This window comes from Sphingomonas sp. CFBP 8765 (assembly GCF_014841445.1).
Lineage (GTDB): Bacteria > Pseudomonadota > Alphaproteobacteria > Sphingomonadales > Sphingomonadaceae > Sphingomonas > Sphingomonas aerolata.
Genome location: NZ_JACYTY010000005.1, coordinates 375,501 through 398,228, shown reverse-complemented (window position 1 = coordinate 398,228; position 22,728 = coordinate 375,501). Strand labels below are relative to the sequence as shown.

At 64.7% G+C, this 22,728-nt stretch carries 20 protein-coding genes; 9 read left to right on the top strand and 11 right to left on the bottom strand.

What is annotated here, in order from left to right:
• The first annotated feature begins 81 nt into the window (after positions 1 to 81).
• From IFT87_RS15025 to IFT87_RS14985, 9 genes are all read left to right on the top strand, one after another.
• Entirely contained in the window at positions 82 to 531 is a 450-nt protein-coding gene (locus tag IFT87_RS15025) for an NUDIX domain-containing protein (RefSeq protein ID WP_236559149.1), read from the top strand.
• Between the two features lie 132 nt (positions 532 to 663).
• Positions 664 to 2,148: a carboxylesterase/lipase family protein gene (locus tag IFT87_RS15020; protein WP_342211171.1), complete on the top strand. Its 1,485-nt coding sequence runs from the start codon at positions 664 to 666 to the stop codon at positions 2,146 to 2,148.
• Between the two features lie 10 nt (positions 2,149 to 2,158).
• Positions 2,159 to 2,920 carry an SDR family NAD(P)-dependent oxidoreductase gene (locus IFT87_RS15015; protein WP_192191115.1) on the top strand — a complete coding sequence of 254 codons (762 nt, stop codon included), beginning with the start codon at positions 2,159 to 2,161 and terminating at the stop codon, positions 2,918 to 2,920.
• Between the two features lie 129 nt (positions 2,921 to 3,049).
• The gene (locus tag IFT87_RS15010; protein WP_192191113.1) at positions 3,050 to 5,209 is read left to right on the top strand and encodes a TonB-dependent receptor; all 2,160 of its coding nucleotides are present in this window, start codon (positions 3,050 to 3,052) and stop codon (positions 5,207 to 5,209) included.
• Position 5,210: 1 nt separating this feature from the next.
• Positions 5,211 to 6,614 carry an FAD-binding oxidoreductase gene (locus IFT87_RS15005; protein WP_031441443.1) on the top strand — a complete coding sequence of 468 codons (1,404 nt, stop codon included), beginning with the start codon at positions 5,211 to 5,213 and terminating at the stop codon, positions 6,612 to 6,614.
• A 51-nt stretch (positions 6,615 to 6,665) separates the two neighbouring features.
• Entirely contained in the window at positions 6,666 to 7,601 is a 936-nt protein-coding gene (locus tag IFT87_RS15000; RefSeq protein WP_031441442.1) for an alpha/beta hydrolase, read from the top strand.
• A gap of 9 nt (positions 7,602 to 7,610) precedes the next feature.
• Positions 7,611 to 8,915, top strand: coding sequence for an MFS transporter (locus IFT87_RS14995; RefSeq protein ID WP_197975289.1), 1,305 nt, complete (start codon positions 7,611 to 7,613; stop codon positions 8,913 to 8,915).
• Positions 8,916 to 8,996: 81 nt separating this feature from the next.
• Complete coding sequence (locus IFT87_RS14990) at positions 8,997 to 9,764, top strand: helix-turn-helix transcriptional regulator (protein ID WP_342211170.1); 768 nt, start codon at positions 8,997 to 8,999, stop codon at positions 9,762 to 9,764.
• Positions 9,761 to 10,483 carry a FadR/GntR family transcriptional regulator gene (locus tag IFT87_RS14985; protein ID WP_192191111.1) on the top strand — a complete coding sequence of 241 codons (723 nt, stop codon included), beginning with the start codon at positions 9,761 to 9,763 and terminating at the stop codon, positions 10,481 to 10,483. Before IFT87_RS14990 ends, IFT87_RS14985 begins: the two co-directional genes overlap by 4 nt.
• Positions 10,484 to 10,858: 375 nt before the next feature.
• Here the strand turns inward: IFT87_RS14985 and IFT87_RS14980 are convergent, their stop codons facing one another.
• The 11 genes from IFT87_RS14980 to IFT87_RS14930 all read right to left on the bottom strand — a co-directional run bounded on the left by IFT87_RS14980 (position 10,859) and on the right by IFT87_RS14930 (position 22,620).
• Positions 10,859 to 11,686 (bottom strand): HpcH/HpaI aldolase/citrate lyase family protein, encoded by an 828-nt coding sequence (locus IFT87_RS14980; RefSeq protein WP_192191110.1) that lies wholly within the window; start codon positions 11,684 to 11,686, stop codon positions 10,859 to 10,861.
• Positions 11,687 to 11,696: 10 nt separating this feature from the next.
• Positions 11,697 to 12,440 (bottom strand): GntR family transcriptional regulator, encoded by a 744-nt coding sequence (locus tag IFT87_RS14975; RefSeq protein ID WP_031441437.1) that lies wholly within the window; start codon positions 12,438 to 12,440, stop codon positions 11,697 to 11,699.
• Positions 12,441 to 12,523: 83 nt separating this feature from the next.
• Positions 12,524 to 13,690, bottom strand: coding sequence for a CaiB/BaiF CoA transferase family protein (locus IFT87_RS14970; protein ID WP_342211173.1), 1,167 nt, complete (start codon positions 13,688 to 13,690; stop codon positions 12,524 to 12,526).
• Between the two features lie 23 nt (positions 13,691 to 13,713).
• Complete coding sequence (locus IFT87_RS14965; RefSeq protein ID WP_192191108.1) at positions 13,714 to 14,892, bottom strand: acyl-CoA dehydrogenase family protein; 1,179 nt, start codon at positions 14,890 to 14,892, stop codon at positions 13,714 to 13,716.
• Positions 14,889 to 16,283, bottom strand: coding sequence for an MmgE/PrpD family protein (locus tag IFT87_RS20905; protein WP_192191106.1), 1,395 nt, complete (start codon positions 16,281 to 16,283; stop codon positions 14,889 to 14,891). Before IFT87_RS20905 ends, IFT87_RS14965 begins: the two co-directional genes overlap by 4 nt.
• Positions 16,280 to 17,653: an MFS transporter gene (locus IFT87_RS14955; protein ID WP_192191105.1), complete on the bottom strand. Its 1,374-nt coding sequence runs from the start codon at positions 17,651 to 17,653 to the stop codon at positions 16,280 to 16,282. The genes IFT87_RS20905 and IFT87_RS14955 overlap by 4 nt, the downstream gene beginning before the upstream one ends.
• A gap of 114 nt (positions 17,654 to 17,767) precedes the next feature.
• The gene (locus IFT87_RS14950; protein WP_031441432.1) at positions 17,768 to 18,277 is read right to left on the bottom strand and encodes a MaoC family dehydratase; all 510 of its coding nucleotides are present in this window, start codon (positions 18,275 to 18,277) and stop codon (positions 17,768 to 17,770) included.
• 74 nt (positions 18,278 to 18,351) lie between these two features.
• Positions 18,352 to 19,914: an OprO/OprP family phosphate-selective porin gene (locus IFT87_RS14945; protein ID WP_192191103.1), complete on the bottom strand. Its 1,563-nt coding sequence runs from the start codon at positions 19,912 to 19,914 to the stop codon at positions 18,352 to 18,354.
• 145 nt (positions 19,915 to 20,059) lie between these two features.
• Positions 20,060 to 20,971 carry an acyl-CoA thioesterase gene (locus IFT87_RS14940; RefSeq protein ID WP_192191101.1) on the bottom strand — a complete coding sequence of 304 codons (912 nt, stop codon included), beginning with the start codon at positions 20,969 to 20,971 and terminating at the stop codon, positions 20,060 to 20,062.
• A gap of 43 nt (positions 20,972 to 21,014) precedes the next feature.
• Positions 21,015 to 22,106, bottom strand: coding sequence for an FUSC family protein (locus IFT87_RS14935; RefSeq protein ID WP_206757233.1), 1,092 nt, complete (start codon positions 22,104 to 22,106; stop codon positions 21,015 to 21,017).
• A 334-nt stretch (positions 22,107 to 22,440) separates the two neighbouring features.
• Positions 22,441 to 22,620 (bottom strand): hypothetical protein, encoded by a 180-nt coding sequence (locus tag IFT87_RS14930; RefSeq protein ID WP_192191099.1) that lies wholly within the window; start codon positions 22,618 to 22,620, stop codon positions 22,441 to 22,443.
• Positions 22,621 to 22,728: the final 108 nt, after the last annotated feature.

Below are 22,728 nucleotides of genomic sequence, written 5' to 3'. Positions count from 1 at the left end.
AGCGCACGGCCCTGTTCTGGGATACCACTGCGAAGCGTCGACTACAGGCAGGGAAACGAGCGCGTGGGGATACATCATCGGATGGTCGGCAGGGTAGCAAGGCTGGTATGGCGGATCAGCAAGCCGCGCACGATCGGTGTCCGCGCTGTGTTGCTGGATCCGGACGAGAGGGTCGCATTGGTGCGGCACACCTATGTCGATCAATGGTATCTTCCGGGCGGCGGGGTGAAGAAGGGCGAAAGTATCGCCGCCGCGCTTGTGCGGGAGCTTGCCGAGGAAGTGGCGATTGCCGACCCGGTGATCGAGCGGGTGCTGGGCGTCTATCACAGTCGCCGAGAGAGCAAGGACGATCATATCGTGATCTTTATCGTGCGAACGGCAGCAAGCAGAATCCTGGGTCGTGCTGATCTGCAAGAGATCGAACAGGCTGACTGGTTCCCGGTGGACGACCTGCCTGAAACTACGTCCCCGGCGACCCGACGGCGCATCGCCGAATACCGGCAGGGCGCGACGGGAACTGGAGCCTGGTAACGCGGGCGGGTGCTGGCCCGCCGTACGGCACGATCAAAACGACGATTGGCATAGCCTGAGTTCGAGACTGGCGCCTCGCGGCTGCTACCTTTGCCCTTCGATCGCTGCTGCGGATCGGAAGGAGAGAATATCGTGAGCGAACCTATGGTCTCGACCGCCAACGGTATCGTGCAGGGAAACGCTGCGGGCGGTGTTCTGCGGTTCCTCGGCGTGCCTTACGCTGCGGCGCCGGTGGGTGCGAACCGGTTCGCGCCGCCACAACCGGTCACGCCGTGGCCCGGGGTGCGCGACGCGACGGTGGCCGGATCCAACGCGCCGCAGCGGACCAAGGCATTTCCCGGCCTCGATATCGTACCGCTGATCGGCAAAGGCTGGGTGTCGGGCGATGAATATCTGACGGCGAATATCTGGCGCCCCGATGACGACCGGACCGGCTTGCCGGTGATGGTGTTCATCCACGGCGGCGGCTTCGTGATCGGCAGCAAGGATGCACCCGTGCAGGACGGCGGCACCTTCGCGCGCGACGGCGTGATCTGCGTCGCGATCAACTATCGGATGGGGGTGGACGGCTTCCTACCTATCCCGGGCGTGCCGACCAACCTTGGCCTGCGCGACATGATCGCGGCGTTGACGTGGGTACGGGATGGCATAACCCAGTTCGGCGGCGATCCGGGCAACGTCACGGTGTTCGGCGAATCCGCCGGCGCGATGGCGATCGCCGACCTGATGGCATCCCCGCTCTCAAGGGGATTGTTCCGGCGCGCGATCGTTCAGAGCGGGCATGGCGGGATGACGCGTTCGGTGCCGGTGATGCAGCGTCTGGTGAAGAAGCTGGCGAAGATCCTGAAAATCACTCCCGACGTCAGTGGCTTTGGCAGCGTACCGTACGATGCGCTGATCGACGCGGTAGAGGCGGCATCCGCGCCGACCGCACGGATCGATCTGCGCGACGAGGGCGGGCACGAACCAGTGTTCGGAATCAGCCGCTTCGTCCCCGTCCACGGCGACGACGTGCTGCCGCAGCGTCCGCTCGATGCGCTAGCGAGCGGTGCGGGCGCGCAAGTCGACCTGTTGATCGGCACCAACGCGGAAGAGATGAACCTGTACCTCGTCCCGACCGGCGTGCGGGACAAGATCGGGCGGTTGCTGGCCACCTATGCCCTCCACAAGTCGCAACCGCATGCCCGCAAGGTATTGAAGGCATATGGTATCGGGACGAAGGGCAGGAAGCCCGGCCAGGCGCTGACCGACGCGATGAACGACCTCGTCTTTCGCTGGCCCGCACGCAGGTTTGCTGAGGCGCACCAAGGGCGCACGCACATGTACGAGTTCGACTGGCGTTCGCCGATGTTCGGCGGCCAACTCGGTGCGTCGCACGGGATGGAGTTGCCATTCGTGTTCGATACGCTGGCGACCGCAACCGGCGAGCAGGGCTTGTGCGGACCCAACCCGCCGCAAGACCTCGCCAACCGGATGCACGCGCTGTGGATCCGCTTCGCAACGGATGGCAGCCTGCCTTGGGCCGAATTCGATACCGAGACTCGGCAGGTCTATTCCCTGGTCCGGCAGGAGGCGCGGCATGAGCCCGTCATGCCCGCCGCACCCTATCTGCCGTGAAGGACCGGTCATGTATCTCGAACGACTAAAGCTCACCGGCCGCCGTGCTGTCGTGACGGGTGGCGCGGCGGGAATCGGTCTCGCCTGTGCCGAGGCGTTAGCCGAAATGGGCGCGCACGTGACGTTAGTCGACCGCGACGCGACGGCGATCGCGGCGGGGCGAGCTGCGCTTGCGGACAAGGGCCATGCGGTCGACTGCCATGTGGTGGACGTGACGAACTCTGCACAGGTCACCGCCCTGGCCGATCAGCTCGGGGCAATCGACATTCTCGTTAACAATGCCGGCATTGCACGGAGCGAAACCGCCGCTGAGGACGTCGCCGACGAGCATTGGCTGAACGTGCTCGACGTCAATCTCAACGGCACCTTCTGGTGTGCCCGCGCCTTTGGACGGCACATGCTGGCGGCAGGGAAGGGCGCGATCGTTAACGTCGGTTCGATGAGCGGCTTCATCGTCAACCGGCCGCAACCACAAAGCTATTACAACGCATCCAAAGCCGCGGTGCATCAGCTCACCAAGAGCCTCGCGGCCGAATGGGCGCCGCGCGGTGTGCGCGTGAACGCCGTCGCGCCGACCTATATCAACACCGTCCTCAACAGCTTCGCGGACCGCGAGGGCGAGATGTACAAGCGTTGGATCGACGGTACGCCGCAGGGGCGCCTGGGGGAACCTGAAGAAGTCGCGGCGATCGTCGCCTTTCTCGCCTCGGACGCGGCCAGTCTGATGACCGGCAGCATCGTGCTCGCCGATGGCGGCTATAGCTGCTGGTAGCGTACCGATCGGCGAAGCCCGCGAGCCGGGCGGCACAGTCGACAACCTTTCAGACAGGTCAGCTATCAGATAGCTTGGAGCCTAGAAGTAGCCGGCGATGGATCGGCGCTCTGAGAGGATGAGGATCCAATGCGCTTCAAGACATTGCTCGCCGGAGGATGCGCCGTCGCCGCGCTCGTCACCACGCCGGTATCCGCGCAAGACGCCGCCGATCAGGCAAAGGCGACACCTCCCGCACGCTCTGACGACATCATCGTCACCGCACGTCAGCGCCAGGAATCGTTAAAGGATGTGCCGATCGCGGTGACGGCGATCTCCGGCGACCGACTGAAGGAGTTGCAGGTCAATACGGTGAAGGACATCGCGTCCTACACGCCGGGCCTCAACATCAATTCCGACAGCGTCGGCCGCGCATTCGTGTCGATCCGCGGTATCGGTACGACGCTGATCGACACGGTGCAGCCCGGCGTCGGCATTTTCATTGACGGCGTCTATCAGCCGAACACATCATATCTGAACTCTCCGATCGTCGACGTCGCGCGGATCGAGGTGTTGCGCGGGCCGCAGGGGACGCTGTTCGGCAACAACACGCTGGGCGGCGCGATCAATGTCATCACGCGCCAGCCGGGTAACGAGTGGGAGGGGCGGTTCGACGCCGCTATCGCTGGTACGGACAACTACGCCTCGGTCTCGGGGTCGGTCAGCGGGCCGATCATCCGCGACCTGCTCCAGTTCCGGATCGGCGCGTCCTATCACGAGCAGGACGGCTTCATGCGCAACACGCTGACGATCGGCGACATGAACCCGCTGAAGCAGCAGAGCGTCGGTGGCACGCTCCGCTTCACGCCCGCCGACTGGGCGGTGTTTACCGTCAACGGCAATTACGACCGGGCCGCAGGCGGCAGCACGTCGTACATCCATGTCGCCGGGCCGACCGATTACCGGCTCGATGGCGCGACCAACGTGCTGAACCGGGCGGTGATCGACTATTACGGCGCGAACGTGAAGGGCGAGTTCGACGTCGCATCGCTCAAGACCAAGATCACCGCAATCGGGGCGTACAACCAGAAGAATCTCTCCGGGGTCAATGATGGCGATTTCGGCGCGGTCGACCTGCTCCGTACCCGCGGTGGTTCGACCTTGAAGACCAAGACGGCCGAATTGCGCTTCGATACGCAGTGGAGCGATGCGTTTTCGACGCTCATCGGGCTGTATGGCAACCGTTACACGCAGGTGAGCGATCAGCTGACGACGATCGATTTCCGCGCGCTGCTGGGCCCGACCTTCCCGCTGCCCGCCTCGACCACGCCTTCGTCGACCTATGTCCGCAACGACACGCGCGCGATCTTCGCGACCGCTTTCTTGAAGGTTGGCACGCTCGATCTCGCGGTCGGTGGGCGCTACGATCATCAGAAGCTGGTCGCGAGCCAGGTCAACGGCGTGACGCCCTATACCGCGCCGGTCTATAAGAAGGACCAGTTCCAACCCCGCGTCACGCTGACCCAGCATTGGACGCCGGCGGTGATGAGCTATGCCTCGGTCGCCAAGGGGATCCGCGGCGGTGGCCAGAACGGTCCGGGTACGCGGCCGCAGGACGCGACGTACAAGGGCGACAATGTCTGGACCTATGAGCTGGGCACGAAGTTCGATGCATTCGACCGCCGCCTGACGATCAACGCGGACATATTCTACAACGACTACAAGGACTTCATCGGACAGAACTCGCTGGCGCCGAGTGCCACGGGCGGGTTCGTCGCGATCAACCTGAACACCGGCACCGTCAAGAGTTACGGCGCCGAACTGGAAGCGCACCTTCGCCTTACCGATCATTGGCGGATCGACGCCGGCGCCTCCTATCTCCACGCCCGCATCACCGACGACAGCCAGTATTTCGCGACCACCGGCGTCCACGTATCAAGCGACCGTGTGATCTTCACGCCCGACTACAACTTCAACTTCAACACCACCTACACCGTCCCGGTCGGCGATAACGCGGTGTTGCTGGACGCGGGGATCTTCGGGAAGGGCAGCCGGATCGGGTCGTCGCTCGACCCCGATGTCGCGCCCAGACTATCGGCCTATGCTATCACCAACGCCTCGCTCGGCTTCCGCTTCTCCAGTGGCCTGACGGTGACTGCGTTCGGCACCAACCTGTTCAATACCAAATTCATCGAAAGCTATATCGACAAATCGGCGTTGGTGCGGGCCGGGCTTGCGCCGCTGGCGTCGAACCTCGCCATCCAGGGCGACCGCCGCCGATACGGCGTGCGCGCGAGCTTCCGGTTCTAGGATGACCATGCACGTCGAACAAATCGAAAGGGCGCCGCTCGATCCGGCGTTCGTCACAGCGCTCCAGCAGCGTTTCGGCACTGCGCTGCACATGAGCGACGCGATGCGCCTCCACCACGGCAGCAGCGAGGCGCATTTCGCCCCGATGCTTCCCGACGCGGTCGTCTTCGCGCGGTCGACCGAGGAGGTGGTGGATCTCGTCAGGCTGTGCGCTGCGGCCAAGGTGCCGATCGTCCCGTTCGGTGCGGGGACCTCGATCGAGGGCAACACGCTGGCTGTGCATGGCGGCGTTTCGGTCGACCTGTCCGAGATGACCCAGATCGTGTCGATCAACGCCGAGGACTTTGATTGTACGGTACAGGCCGGCGTCCGTCGTGAGCAGCTCAACGAGCATATCCGCGACCTGGGGCTGTTCTTCCCGATCGATCCCGGTGCGAATGCAACGATCGGCGGAATGGCTGCGACGCGCGCGAGCGGCACCAATGCGGTGCGCTATGGCACGATGCGCGAGGCCGTGCTGAGCCTGCGCGTGGTGACGCCCGATGGCCGCGAGATCCGTACGAGCCGTCGCGCGCGGAAGTCGGCGGCGGGCTATGATCTGACCCGGCTGTTCGTAGGCTCCGAAGGCACGCTCGGCATCATCACCGAGGTGACGCTGCGGCTGCACGGCATTCCCGAGGCGATCTCGTCCGCGGTGTGCAGCTTCGAGACGCTGAACGGCGCGGTCGATACGGTGGTTCAGGCGATCCAGATCGGCGTGCCGCTCGCTCGCGTCGAAATTCTGGACGACATGCAGATGAAGGCGGTCAACGCCTGGTCGAAGCTAGATTACCCCGAACTGACCACGCTGTTCTTCGAATTCCACGGCTCACCAAGCTATGTCGACGAACAGGCGGAGACCGTGCGCGAGCTCGCGGCGGCGAATGGCGGCGGCGACTTCCGCTGGTCGAATCTGCCCGAGGAACGCTCCAAGCTGTGGAAGGCCCGGCACGAGGCATATTACGCGGCGGTCAACCTGCGTCCGGGCGCAGTCGGCTGGGCGACCGACGTGTGCGTGCCGATCAGCCGCCTGGCGCAGTGCATCGGCGAGACCAAGGCCGACCTCCAGGCGTCGTCGGTCCCCGCGACCATTCTCGGGCATGTCGGCGATGGGAATTTCCATGTCGTCTTCTCGATCGATCCGGAGTCCGAGGCGGAACTGGCCGAGGTCTCGGCAATCAACGCGCGGATGGTCGAGCGCGCGCTTGCGATGGACGGCACCTGCACCGGCGAACACGGCATCGGCATCGGCAAGCAGGACTGGCTGGTCGCTGAACTGGGCGACGCGGTCGAACTGATGCGGACGCTGAAGCACGCGCTGGACCCCGACAATCTGTTCAATCCGGGCAAGATCTTCGCGTTCTAAACGCCGTTCCGGTATCGGACGCGCGTCACAACAAGGATCGTGGAGAGAATGATGGACAGCCTGCACCTGGTGGATCCGACGCTGCGCCCGCTGCTCGAGATGATGCCGCAGATCTCGCTCACCGCCGACATCCTGCCGGCGATGCGCGACCGACCGTCGATGCTGCCGCCTGCCGACGAAACCCTGGCGACGCTGGAGATCCATACGGTTCCAGGGCCTGCCGGGGCGCCCGATATCGACCTGCACGTCTTCCGCCCGGCGGGCGTCACCGGCGCCCTGCCGTGCATCTATCACATCCATGGCGGCGGCTATGTGATGGGCAAGGTGTCCGACTATGATCCGCTGCTTCGTCCGCTTGTCGCCGATCTGCAATGCGTCGTGGTGTCGGTCGAATACCGGCTGGCGCCGGAGACGAACTTTCCCGGCCCGATCGAGGATTGCTACGCAGGACTGGTATGGACGATCGCCCATGCCGACCGGCTCGGGATCGATCCGGCGCGGCTCGGCGTGATGGGGCAGAGTGCGGGCGGCGGGTATGCCGCGGCACTGGCCTTGATGGTGCGCGACCGGGGCGAACATGCGCTTGCATTCCAGCACCTGATCTACCCGATGCTCGACGACCGTAGCTGTACCGCACCGCCGCATCCCTATGCCGGCGAGTTCGTCTGGACTGCGCAGAGCAATCGTTTTGGCTGGACCGCGTTGCTCGGCCACGCGCCCGGTGGCGACGCCGTGTCACCTTATGCCGCACCAGCGCGGGCGACGGATCTGGGCAACCTGCCGCCCGCCTATATCGCGACCGGTGCGCTCGATCTCTTCGTCGAAGAGGACATCGACTATGCGACGCGGCTGATCCGCTCCGGAGTGCCGGTCGAGCTTCACGTCTATCCCGGCGGCTATCACGCCTTCGACATCTTCGCCGACGGTCCGGTCTCGCAACAGGCACGCCGCGACAGCCACGAGGCTCTGCGCCGTGCGCTTGCATAAGGATCCAGAATGACAGATTTCGCCCGACCGATCGAGGCGGCCGCACCGCCGTTTGCCAAGACGCTGTTGCCGCTGCTCGCGCTCGCGCTGGCCATGGCGGTCGGCTTCACGATGATGGGCGCATTCGGCACGGTGCAGGAAGGCGCGAAAGCCGAACTTCACCTCAGCGACTATACGCTGAGCCTTATCCAGGGGCTGTCGGCGGCGCTGCCGCTGGCGGTGTTCTCGATCCCGATCGGCATCATGGTCGATCGCTACAACCGCGTGCGAATGGTGATCGCACTCGCGTTCGTGTGGACGCTGGGCACGGTGCTGACCGGGCTCGCGCACAGCGTTCCGTTGCTGTTCGTCGCACGCATGCTGACCGGGATCGGCACGACCGGCGCGCTGACCGCGGCGCTCTCGCTGTGCGCCGATTTCTGCGTTCCGACACAGCGGGGCAGGGCGATGCTGATCGTCAACCTCGGCAAGTCGCTCGGCGTCGCGCTCGCCTTGGCACTGTCGGGCGCAATGTTCGGGCTGTTCGCACATGGCCGCGCGCCAGCGTGGTTCGCAGGCATGATGCCGTGGCGAAGTGTGCATCTGTGCCTGGCGGTCGTCAGCATGCTCGCCATCCTGCCACTGTTCCTGCTGCGCGAACCGGTGCGGCAGGAGGTTGCGGCCGGCACTCATGCGCCGTTCAAGGTCGTGGCCGGCGAACTCTGGGCGCGTCGCGAGTTCCTGATCCCGTTGTTCATCGGCCAGATCAGCGTGGTGATGGCCGATGCCGCGGCTGGGATCTGGGTTTCGCCGGTCCTGTCGCGAACGTTCCACCTCCAACCAGACCAGTTCGCCGGCTGGATGGGCGCGCTGCTGTTCGGTGCCGGCGTGGTCGGTGCGATCGTCGGTGGTCTGTCCGCCGATCGCGGGCAAAAGAGTGGCCGCCGCGGTGGCCTGCTGATCGGTGCGATTTTTGCCGCCGCGCTCGGCGTACCCGCGGCGTTGTTTCCGATCATGCCCTCGGTCCCGCTGTTCGGGGTCGCCGTGGGTTTGTTGGTAACGTGCGGTGCGGTGACGGGCGTAGTGACTTCGGTGGCATTGACCGTGCTGATTCCCAACGAACTGCGCGGGTTGTGCATCGGCGCGTTCATCGCGATCGCGGGGCTGATCGGCTACGGCCTCGCACCCACGCTGGTGGCGGCTGCAAGCGGCATGCTGGGCGGCGAGGCGCATCTCGCGCAAGGTCTCGCGATCGTCGGCGTGGTGACCAGCGCGATCTCCGTCGTCGCCTTTACGATTGCGATGCGTCGCGCGCCGGTGTCAGCAACGGCCTGACCTGTAAGATAGCTCTTGCAGGAGCTATCTGATGGCTGCATGATCGACCCAAGCCCGGCAAACGGGAGAAGGAGAGCGGTGGTGGGCGAGGGAAGCATGCAGAAGGAACGCGTCACGGTGTCGCCCGATATGGCGGCATTCATCGGGGAGGGTATGGTCGACCCGACGACGTTTCCTGCCGATGCCGTGGTCCTCTGCTTCACGCTGGGCGAGCACACGCCGGCGCAGGTCACCGTCACGACCGGTGCGGTTCCTTCGGAGGAGCGGGCGGTCCTCATTCTCGCGGTCGAACGCGGTGCCTGCCTGCGGGTCTTCGATTACGCGCCCGACGCGAACATCGCGTGTCATTTGCCAAGCGAATTGCGGCTGATCGTCGTCGCGATCCGCGATTGCGCGCTCTCCGAGCCCTGGCGCAGCACACACCGGTCCGCGAAATGCATCGAACTCCTGTCCATCACGTTTCAGCGGATCGTCGAGGACGACCTTGTGCCGCTCGCGGGTGCCGGGCAATTGTCTGCGAGGGACAGCCAGCGGATCGTCGCGGCCAAGCGGATGATCGACGAGCGCTGGGGTGAGAAGATGACGCTCGATTCGATCGCGCGCGCTTGTGGACTGAACCGTGCGAAGCTGACCCGCGGCTTCCGCGACATGTTCGCCTGCACGGTCGCCGACGCGCTGCTGGATCGCCGGCTCGGAGCGGCACGCCAGATGCTGATCGCGACCGATCTGCCGGTATCGTCAATCGGATACCAGTGCGGCTATCTCAACAATGCCAGTTTCACGCGGGCCTTCTCGCGGCAGTTCGGCGCGACCCCGTCGTCGCTGCGCGCACCACGGCTCGCGGCATGAGCGCGACGAGCGTGCGACTGATAGAGGGCGGCTCGCTGGTCGATCAGGCGGTCCATGCGGTCCGCACACATATCCGCACGAACGACATGAAAGTCGGCGACACGCTGCCGTCCGAAGGGCATTTTGCGACAGAACTGGGTGTCAGCCGCCCAGTACTCCGCGAGGCGTTCGGCGCTCTAGCGGCGTTGCGACTTATCGACGTAGGCAACGGCAGGCGCGCGCGCGTAGCCGCGATCGACGGATCTGTGATGGCAACGTCGCTCGACCACGCGGTGGCAACGGCGCAGATCTCGATGGTACAGATCTGGGACGTGCGCCGCACGTTGGAACTGCGCACTGCCGAGCTCGCCGCGATCGACCGCACCGACGACGAGGCGCGGACAATCATCGGTCTGGCCGAGGCAATGGAAGCAGCCGGTAGCGATATCGATGCGCTGACCCGCCACGACATCGCGTTTCACCAAGCAATCGCGCAGGCTGGACGCAACATGTTGTTCTTGCAGATCATCCGCTCCTTCGCACCGATGATGGTTCATGCCGTCCCTGCAGCGTGGGCAACGCGGACCACCGCGCGGCAGCGTGCCGCCGTGCTGGCACATCATCATGCGTTAGCGCGCACGATCGCCGATCGTGACCCGAAAGCTGCGACCGCAGCAATGAATACGCATTTTGTCGCGTCCATCGGTGATCTGTTTGCCCGTCGTGAGAATGATAATTAGCCAGCGCTTTCTGGACGAGCATCGATCATTATTCGAAGAGGTTGGAGTACCGGCTGTCCCAACAGAATGACATCAAGGATTAGCGGGTGTGGACGCGTATATGTCGTCTCAAAGGACGTAGCTCTGCGAGCCGGCACGGGCAATGAAGCTTGCGAAATGCCTGGGCCTTGGAAGGTCTGGGATCAGATGCATATGGCTTGGCGACGAATTGGCGACGCCTCCAATCATCCTTCGTTGCGTTACCCCGCCGACACCTGCTCCAATCAATGATAAACGAGCGTCCACTTTCGGGACGCAGCCGACTGCATTTGAACGTCCGCAACTGGGTCATCCTCTGCAAATATTGCGACCCGGCGGGCCATCCGGGTTGTCTGCTCACCGGCGGCGAGAATCAAATGCCGAATATGTATCAAGAACTCGACGAGCGCGATCGACGACGGGTTTGTCGATCAGTTTGCCGTCGACGGCAACGGCTCCGAACGCGCCGTCGATAGCGGCGACCACGCGGGTGGCCCAGTCCACGTCAGAGGCGGAGGGTAGGAATGCCGCGTTGACGATCCCCACCTGTCGTGGATGAACGCAAAGCTTTCCGCCGAAGCCGAAGCGACGTGCGTGGTCGGTGTCGCGTGCCAGCGCCTCGTCGTTAGAGAGATCCGTCGAAACGCCATCGACTGGTGCTGCAAGTCCGGCGCTTCGCGAGTGAAGGACGATTTGCGTACGGACATAGTCGATCTCCGCCTGGTCGCCGTCGATGCCGGCGTCCGCCTGAAAGTCCACCGTGCCGAACGACAGCCGTGAGAGACCGGGCGCGGTGACGAGGTCCGCCAGGTTCAAGACCGCCGAAACGGTCTCGACCAGCGCATGGAGCGGCTTGCCGGGTGCTGCCTCGTGAATCGCCGCGAAGTCCGACGCGCGCTCGGCCTTGGGCAGCATCAATCCAGCGACGCCTGGCAGTGCGGCGAGTCCACGTACGTCGTCCGCATGCCACTCAGTATCCAGACTATTGACGCGCACGAAGAAGCGCGGTTCCCTCAGACTGGCGAGCGCATCGTAAATCGTATCGCGCGCGGCAACTTTGCGGTCGGGGAGGACAGCGTCTTCGAGATCGATCACAACGATGTCCGCGCCGCTCGCGCGCGCCTTTTCGAAACGCTCGGCACGATCGCCAGGCACGAACAGGATACTGCGGGCGGCAATGGTCATGGGATGTCCTCTACAGGCCGGATACGGGATCGCGGCGGAAGGTCTGGGAATAGGAATATCGGTCCGCGGGATGGGTGTTGATCGCCATCTCGACGACCTCGCCGCGTGCGTTGAGATATTGCCGCGTCAGGCGCAGGCCCGGCGCACCGGTCTTGGTTTCGAGCAATTTGGCGATCGGCGCGGGGATCGCCACCGCTTCGATATGCTGGCGGACTTCGGCGACGCGCTCGCCAAACTGTTCCTCGATCCGGCTGAAGATCGGCACGTCGCCGACATCGTCGTCGAGCTTCAGGCTGCGGAATGCGGGGTGGAGATAGATGTCCGAAAAGGAGATCGGGCTGGTCCCCGCGGCGCGGCGCAGCGCCATGAGATGCAGCCAGGTCTGGCCCGATGTCGCGCCGACCTGTTCGGAGAGCGGGCCGTCCAGCGCGATCGTCTCGCGCGCGATGATCGTGAGGCTGGTCTCGTTGGTGTATTGCTGGAGATCGGACAGCCCCTCCATCACCTGGCGATACGCCGCCGGGCGCGACAGCCCGAGGACGCGCGTGCCGACCCCGGCCTGTCGCGAAACCATGCCCGATTGCACGAGCCGCTTGATCGCCTCGCGCACGGTGAAGCGGCTTGCGCCGAACTGGTCGCACAGCTCGAACTCGGTCGGCAGCAGCGTGCCAATTGGATAGCGCCCATCCTCGATCTCGTTGATCAGCGTCTGGGCGAGTTGCAGGTAACGCGGTTGCTGACGAAGCTGGGGCATCAAATATCCATCGGTCGCTTTGTCGGGTGATCCGGACAATAGCGCACCGTCCAATGCCTTGGCGTTTGATGCAAGCGCGGGTGTCACCGGACCGCGCCGCGGGTCCGCAAGGCTGCCACGTCGTCATCGGTGTAGCCGAGGGTCGCGAGGATGGCGCTAGTATCCGCACCGAGTGTGGGAGCAGCCTTGTCCGGATGTTCGACGCCGCCCGCGCGGATCGAGGAAGCGATGCCGGGCAGGGGGCCGTGTTCGGGATGCTGGAAATCGATGATCCGCTTCGATTCTGCGAGAAACGGATTGTCGAGCGCCTGCTGAACGTCGAGCACTGGCGCGGCCGGCACGCGTCCTTCGAACAGCTGCATCCAGTCCGCGGTGGTGCGGGTCGACAGCACCGCATCGAGATCCGCGTTGAACGCCGGACGGTTCTCCAGCCGGGCGGCGAAGGTCGCGTAGCGCGGATCGGTCGCCCATTCGGGACGCTCGATCAGCCCGCACAGGACCTCGAAGAACTTCTCCTTGTTGCACATCACGAAAATCCAGCCGTTGCTGGTCGTGTAGAGCTGGCTGGGGGTGAGCGACGGATGGCTCGAGCGTGACGTGCGTTCGACGGTGACGCCGCCGTTGAGATACCATTCGGCGACATAATTGAGGTTGCCGAGCGCGACGTCGAACAGGCTGACGTCGAGATCGCGGCCGATCCCGCTGCCGCGCGCCGAGACGACGCCGGCCAGGATCGCGAGCGCAGCGGTGGTGCCGGTCATGAAGTCGACGATCGACAGCCCGAAGCGTGCGGGCGGCGTTCCTGGCTCGCCGGTGAGCGACAGATAGCCGGCCTCGGCCTGCATCAGATAGTCATAGCCTGGCCACGCCGCGCGGCTGCCGGTGCGGCCATAGGCGGAGAGGTGGACGCAGGCGATCGCGGGGTTGAAGCGCGACAGTGCGGCATAGTCGAGCCCGAGCTTTGCCGGCAGGTCGCCGCGCAGATTGTTGAAGACCACGTCCGACTCCGCGACGAGCTTCTCGAGCACCGCGCGCCCGTCCGCGCTCTTCAGGTCGAGGCCGATGCTGCGCTTGTTGCGGTTGAGCGATTCGTAGAAATGGCTGTCGCCCGGCGCGAAGAAATACGGGCCGACATGCCGACCGATATCCCCGCCGTCCTTGTGATTCTCGATCTTGATGACCTCGGCGCCGAGATCGGCGAGCTGCTGCGTACCGAACGGCCCGGCGCCATATTGTTCGACCGCGACGATGCGGAGACCCGCGAGTGGCTGGTTTATGCCGGGTTCCGCGCGATGATCTGCTTGGCGATGATGATGCGTTGCAGTTCGTTGGTGCCTTCGCCGATCGTCAGCAGCGGCGCATCGCGGTAGAGCCGCTCGACATTATATTCCTTCGAATAGCCGTAGCCGCCGAAGATCCGCATCGCCTCGATCGCGTTCTCCAGGCCGGCTTCGGTCGCGAAATACTTGGCCATGCCGGCTTCCATGTCGCAGCGCTCGCCGCGGTCATACGCCTTGGCGGCGGCTTCGGTGAGTAGCCGCGCGGCGTAGGTGCGCGTCGTCATCTCGCCGAGTTTCAGCTGGATCGCCTGATGCTCGCAGATCGGCTTGCCGAACGTCTTGCGCGTCTGCGCATAGGCGACCGCCTCGTCGAGTGCTGCCTGCGCGATGCCGACGCCGCGCGCGGCGACGTTGATGCGGCCGAGTTCGAGCCCGCCCAGCACCTGCTTCAGGCCGACGCCCTCGACGCCTCCGATCAGGCGGTCGACTGGCACACGGTAGCCGTCGAAGGTCAGCGCGTTGCTGTCGATCCCCTTGTAGCCAAGCTTCTCCAGCTTCTTCGACACGATGAAGCCGTCGCCCTTCTCGGCGATCAGCAGGCTCATGCCCTTGTGGCGTGGCTCGGCGGCCGTGTCGGTCTTGACCAGCAACAGGATGGTGTTGCCCGAGCCCGAATTGGTGATCCACATCTTGCTGCCGTTGACGACATAGTCGTCGCCGTCGCGCACCGCGGTGGTGCGGATCGCCTGCAGGTCTGTGCCCGCGTCGGGCTCGGTCAGGCCGATGCCGCCGCGCAGTTCGCCGGTTGCGAAGCGGGGCAGATAATGATCCTTCTGCGCGTCGGTGCCGCAGCGCTGGACCGTCATCGCCATGATCATGTGGCTGTTGATGATCCCTGCGACCGACATCCACACGGTCGAGATCTTCTCGATGATCCGCGCATAGGTCAGCGTCGAGACGCCGAACCCGCCGAATTCGGGTGCGATCATGAGCCCGAACAGCCCCATTTCCTTCATCGTGTCGACGATCTTCTGCGGATATTCGTCGTCATGCTCGAGCTGATGGACGAACGGCTTCACGTCGGTTTCGAGGAACTTGTCGATCGAATCGAGGATCATGATCTCTTCGTCGGTCATCGCGCCATCGGCGGCGATCGCGTTTGCCAGGGTCATGCGGATACTCCTTGAGGGGCAGTGGCGCCGGCGAGGATGTCGCCGAGCGCGGAAGCGGGGTGCAGGTGCAGGTCGAGCACGGCGGCGCGGATATGCGCGGCGCGGGTCGCGTCGACCGTGCGAGCGGCGTTCTCGAGATATTTGGCGTCGATGTCGGCGTTGCTGAGCGGCCGGTCGGATGCACCGCGGTTGATCGCCTCGCGGTGGCGCAGCATGCGGCCACCTCGGGTTTCGACCATGACTTCGCCGGTGAAGTGCTTGGGATAATCGCTGTCGGGGTCGACTGCGTATGAGACGCGGGCGGCTAGATCGAGCACCGCCGGATCGTTCAGTGCTGCCGGATCAAGCGAATCGAGCGTGAACTTGCCCGTCAGCAGCGCGGTCGCGACCGTGTAGGGAATCGAGAATTGCGCGTCGTAGCCGGTGTGTGGCGTCCGCTTGGGAGCCACCGGCTCGCAGACGATCGGAATGACCGCCTCGGGTACCAGCACGATGACCTTGGCGATATCGGCAGCGGTCAGGTCGTATTGCGCACGCAGCGCGATCGCCGCATCGATCGCGGCATGCGTCATGTGGCAGGCGGGAAGCGGCTTTACCGACACCGCCTCGATCTCCCAGATATCGCCGAGCGCTTCGGTCGCCTGCGCGAGCAGGGCAGGGGCGGCGTCGCGAAGATACAGGGCATAAAGACCGAAGCGCCCTTCATAGGCAGCCGGCGGTCCGACGAAGCCGCGCTTGGCAAGCGTCGCCGCGGTCAGTGCCGAACTCGCCGCCCAGCCTGGATGCAAGCGCTTGGTCCACGCACCGTCGGCCAGGAACTCCAGACTCCCGCCGGCCATCGACAACACGATCCCCTGCGCCATCGCGATCTGCTGCGCGTCGAGTCCGAGCAACCTGCCGGCCGCGAGCGTCGATCCGAACGCGCCGATCAATCCGGTCGGGTGAAAGCCGAAGCCGTGAAACCCGCCCGCGCCGACGGCCGCGACCCGCGTCGAAACCTCCATCGCTGCGATATAGGCGACGAGCAGGTCGGCGCCCGACGCGCCGGCTTTGTCCGCCGCGACCAGCGCAGTCGGAAAGGCGCTGACGGTCGCATGGATGATCCCGCGTGAATGCGTGTCGTCATAGTCGAGGCCGTGCGTAACGACGCCGTTCATCAGCGCAGCGTCTCGCATCGCCAGCGTGCGGCCATAGCCGAGCACCGGCGCTGTTCCGCTGCCGAGGTCGCCCGCGGCGGCGAAAGTCGCCTCGGCCCAGTCTGCGCCGACTGCCGCTAGGCCAGTGCCGACCGAGTCGAGGATCAGGTGGCGTGCGCGCTCCTTAACCCGCTCGGGAATGGCATCGATCGTCAGGCCGGTCGCGAAATCGGCGAAGGTTTGCGAGAGCGTCACTTAGCAGCTCCCCCAAGGACCAGCGAATCGTCGGCGACGTCGTCGAGCGACTGACCGGTGGTCTCGATGTTCAAAAGACCGACGGCGGCGATCATGCAGGCGAGCACCACGCCGACCATGCCGAGCACGCCCTCCAGCCCGAAGCGCTCAAACAGCGCGACGGTGGCATAGGGCGTGACCATCGACGCGGCCCGTCCGCACATGCCCGCGAAACCGGTGCCACGCAGCCGATAGGCGGTCGGGAACAGCTCGGGGATGTAGGCGAACAGCGCCAGCGTCACGAGCGTGTAGATGCTCGACACGAGCAGGAAGCCCGTTAGCGGCACCATAAGGTCACCGTGCGCATTGGGATACAGGAAGCCGAAGATCATGATCGCAACGGCCGCCGCGATCAGCGAGGCGCGGCGCGAGATGCGGTCGGCGATACCGATCGCGACGATCGCACCGAACACGCTGCCGAACGACATTAGCGTCGTGTACCAGAGCGAGGTGACGATCCCCGTGCCGTGGCTCACCAGGAAGGTCGGCAACCATGCGACGAACCCATAGACCGAGACTTTGACGGCGATCGCGGCGAGCGTCGCGGCGATCAGGCGGCGGCGCAGTTTGGCGCCGAAGAGTGCGCTGAGCGGTGCGTGGACCTTTGGTATGATGCGGACTTCGGGGACGGCGGCGAGGGGCCCCTTGTGCTTGACGACGTCGGCTTCGATCTCGCGAAGCGTCGCCTCTGCCTCCTCGTTTCGGCCGACCGATTCGAGCCACCGCGGCGATTCCGGCATCTTCTTGCGCATTACCCAGACGATCAGCGCAAGGATGCCGCCGATCGCGAACATGTAGCGCCAGCCGAGCGTCGGGATGACGATATAGCCGACCGAGGTCGCGACCAGCAGGCCAGAATTGACAACCATGCCCATGATCGACACCCAGCGACCGCGATAGGCCGGCGGGATGAACTCGCCGAGCGTGCCCGCCGCGACCACCAGCTCGGCGCCGAGGCCGATGCCCATGATAAAGCGGCAGACGATCAGGAACGTCATGTTGGGCGAGAAGATCGCCGCGATCGAGGCTAGCCCGAACAGCGCGAGGTTGAACTGGTAAGAGGCGCGACGTCCGAAGCGATCGCCGACATAGCCGGCCATGCCTGCGCCGATCATCATGCCGAGGAAGGTCATCGACATGAACACCGCGGCCTGCGCCAACGTCGAAAAGCCTTCGGCCTTCAGCGCGGCGATGACACCCCCCGCGAGATACACGTCGAACGCGTCTAGGAATGCGCCCGCGCTGATTAGCCCCAGGATGCGCCAGTGGAATCGGGAGATAGGCAGACGGTCCAGCCTGGCTCCTGCGTTGACGGCGATGGTATCGGCCATGGGGCTACCTCTCTTCGTAATGACGACGGGCCGGGTCTTCTTTTGTCGAAGCTCTCGCAGGCCGCGCTGGGGGCGTCCGGTCACCAACGGCGACCGGTTAGTCGATCAGTCGGGCTATTTGTCGTCGGGAGATTCGCCGCGCTTGTAGACCAGCGAGTTGCGCGTGAACTCCATGATCTGCTTGGCGTCCTGGTTGAACGCCCGAGTGCGGGTGGTGACGATCCCCTGCGTCGGGCGCGACTTGGACTCGCGGATTTCGAGTACTTCGGTTTCCGCGGTCAGCGTGTCGCCGCCGAACACCGGATGAGTAAGCTTGATCTCGGTCCAGCCGAGATTGGCGGGGGACTTGCCGCTCACGTCGTTGACGGTCATGCCGAGCACGATCGCCAGGGTCAGCCCGCTATTCACCAGCAGCCGCCCGAACTCGCTCTTGGCGGCATATTGCGCGTCGCAATGCATCGGGTGCGAATTCATCGTCATCAACGAGAACTGGATATTGTCCGCGTCGGTTATCGTCCGCCCGGGGCGATGCTCGTAAATGTCGCCGACGACGAAATCCTCGAGATACCGGCCATAGCTCGCGCGGTAGCGCTGCTCGCCAACCTTGATAGCCGAAAGGCTCATACATCCTCCATATCGCTTTGTACGGACATTATCGAACTTATGGTACGCTGGCAAGGTGAAGCCGGCGTCGACGGTCAGAACGCCACTTCGGCCCTTGCCGCGAACGTGTCGCCGCTATCGCGCCCGATGAAACCGCCGGTCCGGTTGTCGGTACGGAAATGGGTATAGTCCGCCATGAACCGGAAATTGTTGGTCAGCGACCAGTTCAGGCCGAGCGTACCTGCGGTACCGGTGCCGCCAAGCGGGAGGCTCGAACTGTCGAGATCCTCGTAGCGTATCACCGCCTCCAGCGCCCCCCATCCGCCATCGAGCACCGAGTTCAGCACGTTCGGCGCGACATAGGTGCCGCTGCGCGAGGCATAGGTTGGCGTCTCGCCGGTGATCCAGAAGCCGCCATTGACCGACAAGGCCTTGATCTTGCCGCTACGGAAGGTCGAGGTCGGGCCGCCATGCACGGTCCGCTGACCATATTCGCCGAACGCGTAGAATGGCCCCAGCGTGCCGCCGAGTTCGAGGCCGAACGCCTTTGATCCGTCCGCGCCAGCCAGCGCCGCGGACTCGACACGGACGCTGTTGTTGAGCGCGCCCGCCATGCCTTGCGCGAACGTGGTCGGCAGCGTCGTATCGGGGATGTTCTCGCTATACGCCCAACCGCCGATGTGGATCAGGCCATGCTTGGTGAGGATCGGGTTCCAATGCGCGCGGCCCAGCAGCATGCGGTTGTCGCTACGCGTGAAATCGCTGTCGATCGCATCGCCGTGAACGCCAAGGCTCGCATGCCAGTTCTTGCCGCCCGCACGGCCGACGGCGCCCATCAGGAAGACCTTGCCACCCTGCGTCGCGAGCGCGGTGGTGTTGATGTTGGTTGTGATGAAGGGGTTGGCGGTCGACGCGGTGCCGATGTCGATGCCGCGATCGGTGATGAGGTTGCCGAACCGGACATCGGCGTCGGTCTTGCCGAACTTCTGGCGGTAACCGACGAACGCCTGCACGACTTCGGTCGCGTTGCGCCGGAAATCGGTTTCGAACTGATAGAAGAGGTGATCGCCGATCGTGCCAATCGCGCCGACGCGAAACTGGCGCAGCGTCGAGACGGTGATGTTGCGACGGTCGAAATCCGACCCCCCGGTCGAAGAGATATCGGCCAACAACCGCCCGCGCATCTTGAACGTGAACTTTCCGTCGCGGCTGCTGAACACGGGGGCCCCCCGGCTCCAGTCGACCGCGAGATCGGCGGGCAGCGCGACCCCGCCGGCGTTCACGACCTGCGGGTTGCCGACCGGCACGGGAGCGATCTTCGCGCCGGGATCGGCCGTCTGGTTGGCGACCTGCACGCGGGTCGGGGCCGCTGACGGGGGTGCTGGCACAGGCGCTGCCAGTTGCGGGGCCGTTGATGGCGCAGCGGCCGGAGGTGGGGCATTCGCGGCAAGCGCACGGCCGGCTTTCGCCTTGGCATTGGCGATCAGCGTATCGGCGCGCTCGCGGCTGACCAGCTTGTTCTCGACCATCTCGTCGATCAGCGCCAGCATCGTCTGGTACGACGGATCGGTATCGAGCGGCGACGCCGTCTGCGCCTGCGCTGCCGATGGCAGCACGGCTAGCAACGCGCACAGCGATACGGCGTACGAATGACGCATACAGACATCCTCATCGATTGGGATCGTCCGTCTTGCGCGGCGCGACATCCTGGAACCAGCTTCACTGGCGTAAGATGATCCTAATGTCCGTACAAATGCGCTGTCAACATGGTTTTGCGCGGCGACCCGATCCGGGGCGCACCGATCAGGGCATATGCGGGATCGTCGTACGTGGCGCGAGATCGGGCCGCATCCGGATCAATCCCTCTTGCGTGACATGCGCGATCGCTCGCCCATCGCGGCTATGGAAGACACCGCGTGCGATGCCGCGGCCATGTCCTGACCACGCGCTTTCGCTGGTATAGAGCAGCCAATCGTCCAGCGGCACGTCGTCGTGGAACCACATTGCGTGATCGAGGCTCGCGGTCTGCATGCTGTGCTCGAACATGTTGACGCCGTGCGGGATCAGCGACGCACTGAGCAGCGCATAATCGGACAGATAGGCGAGCACGCCGCGGCGCACGACGGGATCGGTTGGCACGCTTCCTCGAAACCGGATCCAGACATGGGATACGGGCGTGCCGGGCTTGGTCTGGAGGAACGCGGGAACGCCGCAGGGCCGGATATCGAAGGCGGACGGCTTAGAGAGGAACGCGACGGCTTGCGCGGAGATACCCGCATAGTCACCAGCGAGGATGTCGAGCGAGCGCAGTTCCTCTGGCGGGGGAAGGTCGGGCATCGCGACCGCATGCTCCAGGCCGGCTTCCGGGCGCTGGAACGATGCGGCCAGCGTCAGGATCGTCGCGCCGTTCTGGCTGGCGGTGACGCGGCGGTTCGCGAACGACTTGCCGTCGAAATCACGCTCTACCCGGAAGATGATCGGTTGCGTCTCGGTGCCGGCGCGCAGGAAATAGGCGTGCATGCTGTGCGCCACGGCGGGTGCATCGACCGAACGCTGCGCCGCCATCAGCGCCTGCGCCACGACCTGCCCGCCGAAAACGCGCGCGGTTGCGCCGGGTCGCTGGAGTCCGCGGAACAGGTCGGTATCGAGCGGTTCGAGGTCGAGCAGCGCGACCAGTTCGGCGGCGAGGTCGGGCGTCGATAAGGTTTCGGTCATCGCCGCCCGTACCGCGCGCGGGGCCAGCGGCAAAGTCGCGCGGTCAGCTTTGTTCGGCAGCGAGCACCTTGGTCGGGGCGATTTCGTCGACGCGACCGGCAAGGTCGAGCAGGTCGCGGTGAAGACGACCCGCGGCGAAGGCGAGCCCGAATACGCGGCCCGATGCGTCGAAATCCAGGGTCGCCGCCGCCTCGCTCCGTCGGAACAGATCGAGCGCGGTACCGAACATCCGATAACACGCTTCGACGTCGCCCCGATCGACCTTACCCCGCGTACGCAGCGCCTCCGAACACCGGCTCGCCAGCGCGGCATGCGCGGTCAGCATCGCCGCCGATGGCTTGGCGAGCGCTGCCATCGCAGCCGGGGGCAGCGGCTCGTCAAGTGCGCGACCGCTCAGCACCAAATCGTTGCGGATCCGCCAGAGCGTGCGCGGTACGGCGGCGGGGATACCGTGATCGGCGAGACGCGAGGCGCGTTCGCGGTCGGCGTCCTTCATCGCCAGCTCCACCGCGGCCAGCGCATGACGCAGCGCGGCGTGTTCGGGGGACGATGGCAGCGCCAGCCCGGTGGTCAACGCGTCGGCCTGCGCCCGCAGCATCCGTTCGATATGGCTCAGCACGGCAAGCGTGCGCGCGATCACCACGCCGTGCGATCGTGCCGGCAAGATCAGCATCGCGGCCAGCACACCGATCACGCCGCCCAGGCCGATCTCGATGATGCGATCCCGGACGAAGATCTCCACCGAAGAGCCCGGCGGCGCGCTGAGCAGCATGATTGCCGCGGTGACCGGCGCGATCCTCAACCGCGGCTGGACCGACGCGACGAGCGCGGCGATGCCAGTAACGGTGACGAGCACCAGCCCGAGTTCGAGCGTATCGGTTCGCCCGAAAGCCGCGCCGATGCCGCCCAGCACCGCGCCCAGCAAGGTTCCCAGCAACCGATCGGTCGCTGCGCCGAGCGTTCCCCCGATCGATGCCTGCATCACGATCAGCACGGTGAACACCGCCCAATAGCCTTCGTGCAGGCCGAGCGTCTTGTACGCCGCAAACGCTGCTGCAGTCGCGACGATCACGCGGACCGTCTGGCGCAGGCTGTCCGCATTCGCCTTGATCAACGCGCTCGGTCGGAGATCCAATGTCAGCGCTTTTCCCTCCAACTATCTGTAAATCAGTCCGTCGGCGGTAATGCTCGTACCTGCAATCGTAAATCGCCATGATTGGCTTAGTTACAGTTCGACTGGCTGATATTGCCGCCCTCCGGGCCAGGTCTTTGCCTCAGCCTTACGCTCGCGCAGGACGCCAATGATCTGATTCTCGGAACATCGGCCATGCCGCATCACTCCCCCTCCATCTGACGAGATAACTTGCCAATCGGATGAATTCTGAGGAGCGGGTCAAGGGAGATCACTGCACCAGATATACGTCGCTGGCCAGCGCAAGCTGCTCCGTACCGCTGGCATGATTGAAAGCTCAAGTCAGCGGCGAACATAAACGGATGTCCGAAGCTGGAACGGCAAAAGCCGCATCGGGATGACCGAATGTTGGTCTTGGCAGCCCTGCAATGCCCAACAGTTTTGCCCATTTCCGGACTTTTAGGCTAGCGATCCGGGCGCCAAATAACGGCCATTCGTTCAGCGCGATCTTTCCCATCTCTCCATCTCCGATTGGCCATCTTGGGAAAGACCAATCGGGAACGGATTTTGGGACGTAAGCTGTCCTAAGCTGTCTGCGTGATCGCCGGGGCGGCTGTCCCACTCT

Excerpts from the sequence above, each read along its gene's own strand:
- IFT87_RS15025 (WP_236559149.1), top strand. The coding sequence starts at position 82 with ATGGTCGGCAGGGTAGCAAGGCTGGTATGGCGGATCAGCAAGCCGCGC.
- IFT87_RS15015 (WP_192191115.1), top strand. The coding sequence starts at position 2,159 with ATGTATCTCGAACGACTAAAGCTCACCGGCCGCCGTGCTGTCGTGACG.
- IFT87_RS15010 (WP_192191113.1), top strand. The coding sequence starts at position 3,050 with ATGCGCTTCAAGACATTGCTCGCCGGAGGATGCGCCGTCGCCGCGCTC.
- IFT87_RS15005 (WP_031441443.1), top strand. The coding sequence starts at position 5,211 with ATGACCATGCACGTCGAACAAATCGAAAGGGCGCCGCTCGATCCGGCG.
- IFT87_RS15000 (WP_031441442.1), top strand. The coding sequence starts at position 6,666 with ATGGACAGCCTGCACCTGGTGGATCCGACGCTGCGCCCGCTGCTCGAG.
- IFT87_RS14995 (WP_197975289.1), top strand. The coding sequence starts at position 7,611 with ATGACAGATTTCGCCCGACCGATCGAGGCGGCCGCACCGCCGTTTGCC.
- IFT87_RS14985 (WP_192191111.1), top strand. The coding sequence starts at position 9,761 with ATGAGCGCGACGAGCGTGCGACTGATAGAGGGCGGCTCGCTGGTCGAT.
- IFT87_RS14980 (WP_192191110.1), bottom strand. The coding sequence starts at position 11,686 with ATGACCATTGCCGCCCGCAGTATCCTGTTCGTGCCTGGCGATCGTGCC.
- IFT87_RS14975 (WP_031441437.1), bottom strand. The coding sequence starts at position 12,440 with ATGCCCCAGCTTCGTCAGCAACCGCGTTACCTGCAACTCGCCCAGACG.
- IFT87_RS14965 (WP_192191108.1), bottom strand. The coding sequence starts at position 14,892 with ATGACCCTGGCAAACGCGATCGCCGCCGATGGCGCGATGACCGACGAA.
- IFT87_RS14955 (WP_192191105.1), bottom strand. The coding sequence starts at position 17,653 with ATGGCCGATACCATCGCCGTCAACGCAGGAGCCAGGCTGGACCGTCTG.
- IFT87_RS14950 (WP_031441432.1), bottom strand. The coding sequence starts at position 18,277 with ATGAGCCTTTCGGCTATCAAGGTTGGCGAGCAGCGCTACCGCGCGAGC.
- IFT87_RS14945 (WP_192191103.1), bottom strand. The coding sequence starts at position 19,914 with ATGCGTCATTCGTACGCCGTATCGCTGTGCGCGTTGCTAGCCGTGCTG.
- IFT87_RS14940 (WP_192191101.1), bottom strand. The coding sequence starts at position 20,971 with ATGACCGAAACCTTATCGACGCCCGACCTCGCCGCCGAACTGGTCGCG.
- IFT87_RS14930 (WP_192191099.1), bottom strand. The coding sequence starts at position 22,620 with ATGGGAAAGATCGCGCTGAACGAATGGCCGTTATTTGGCGCCCGGATC.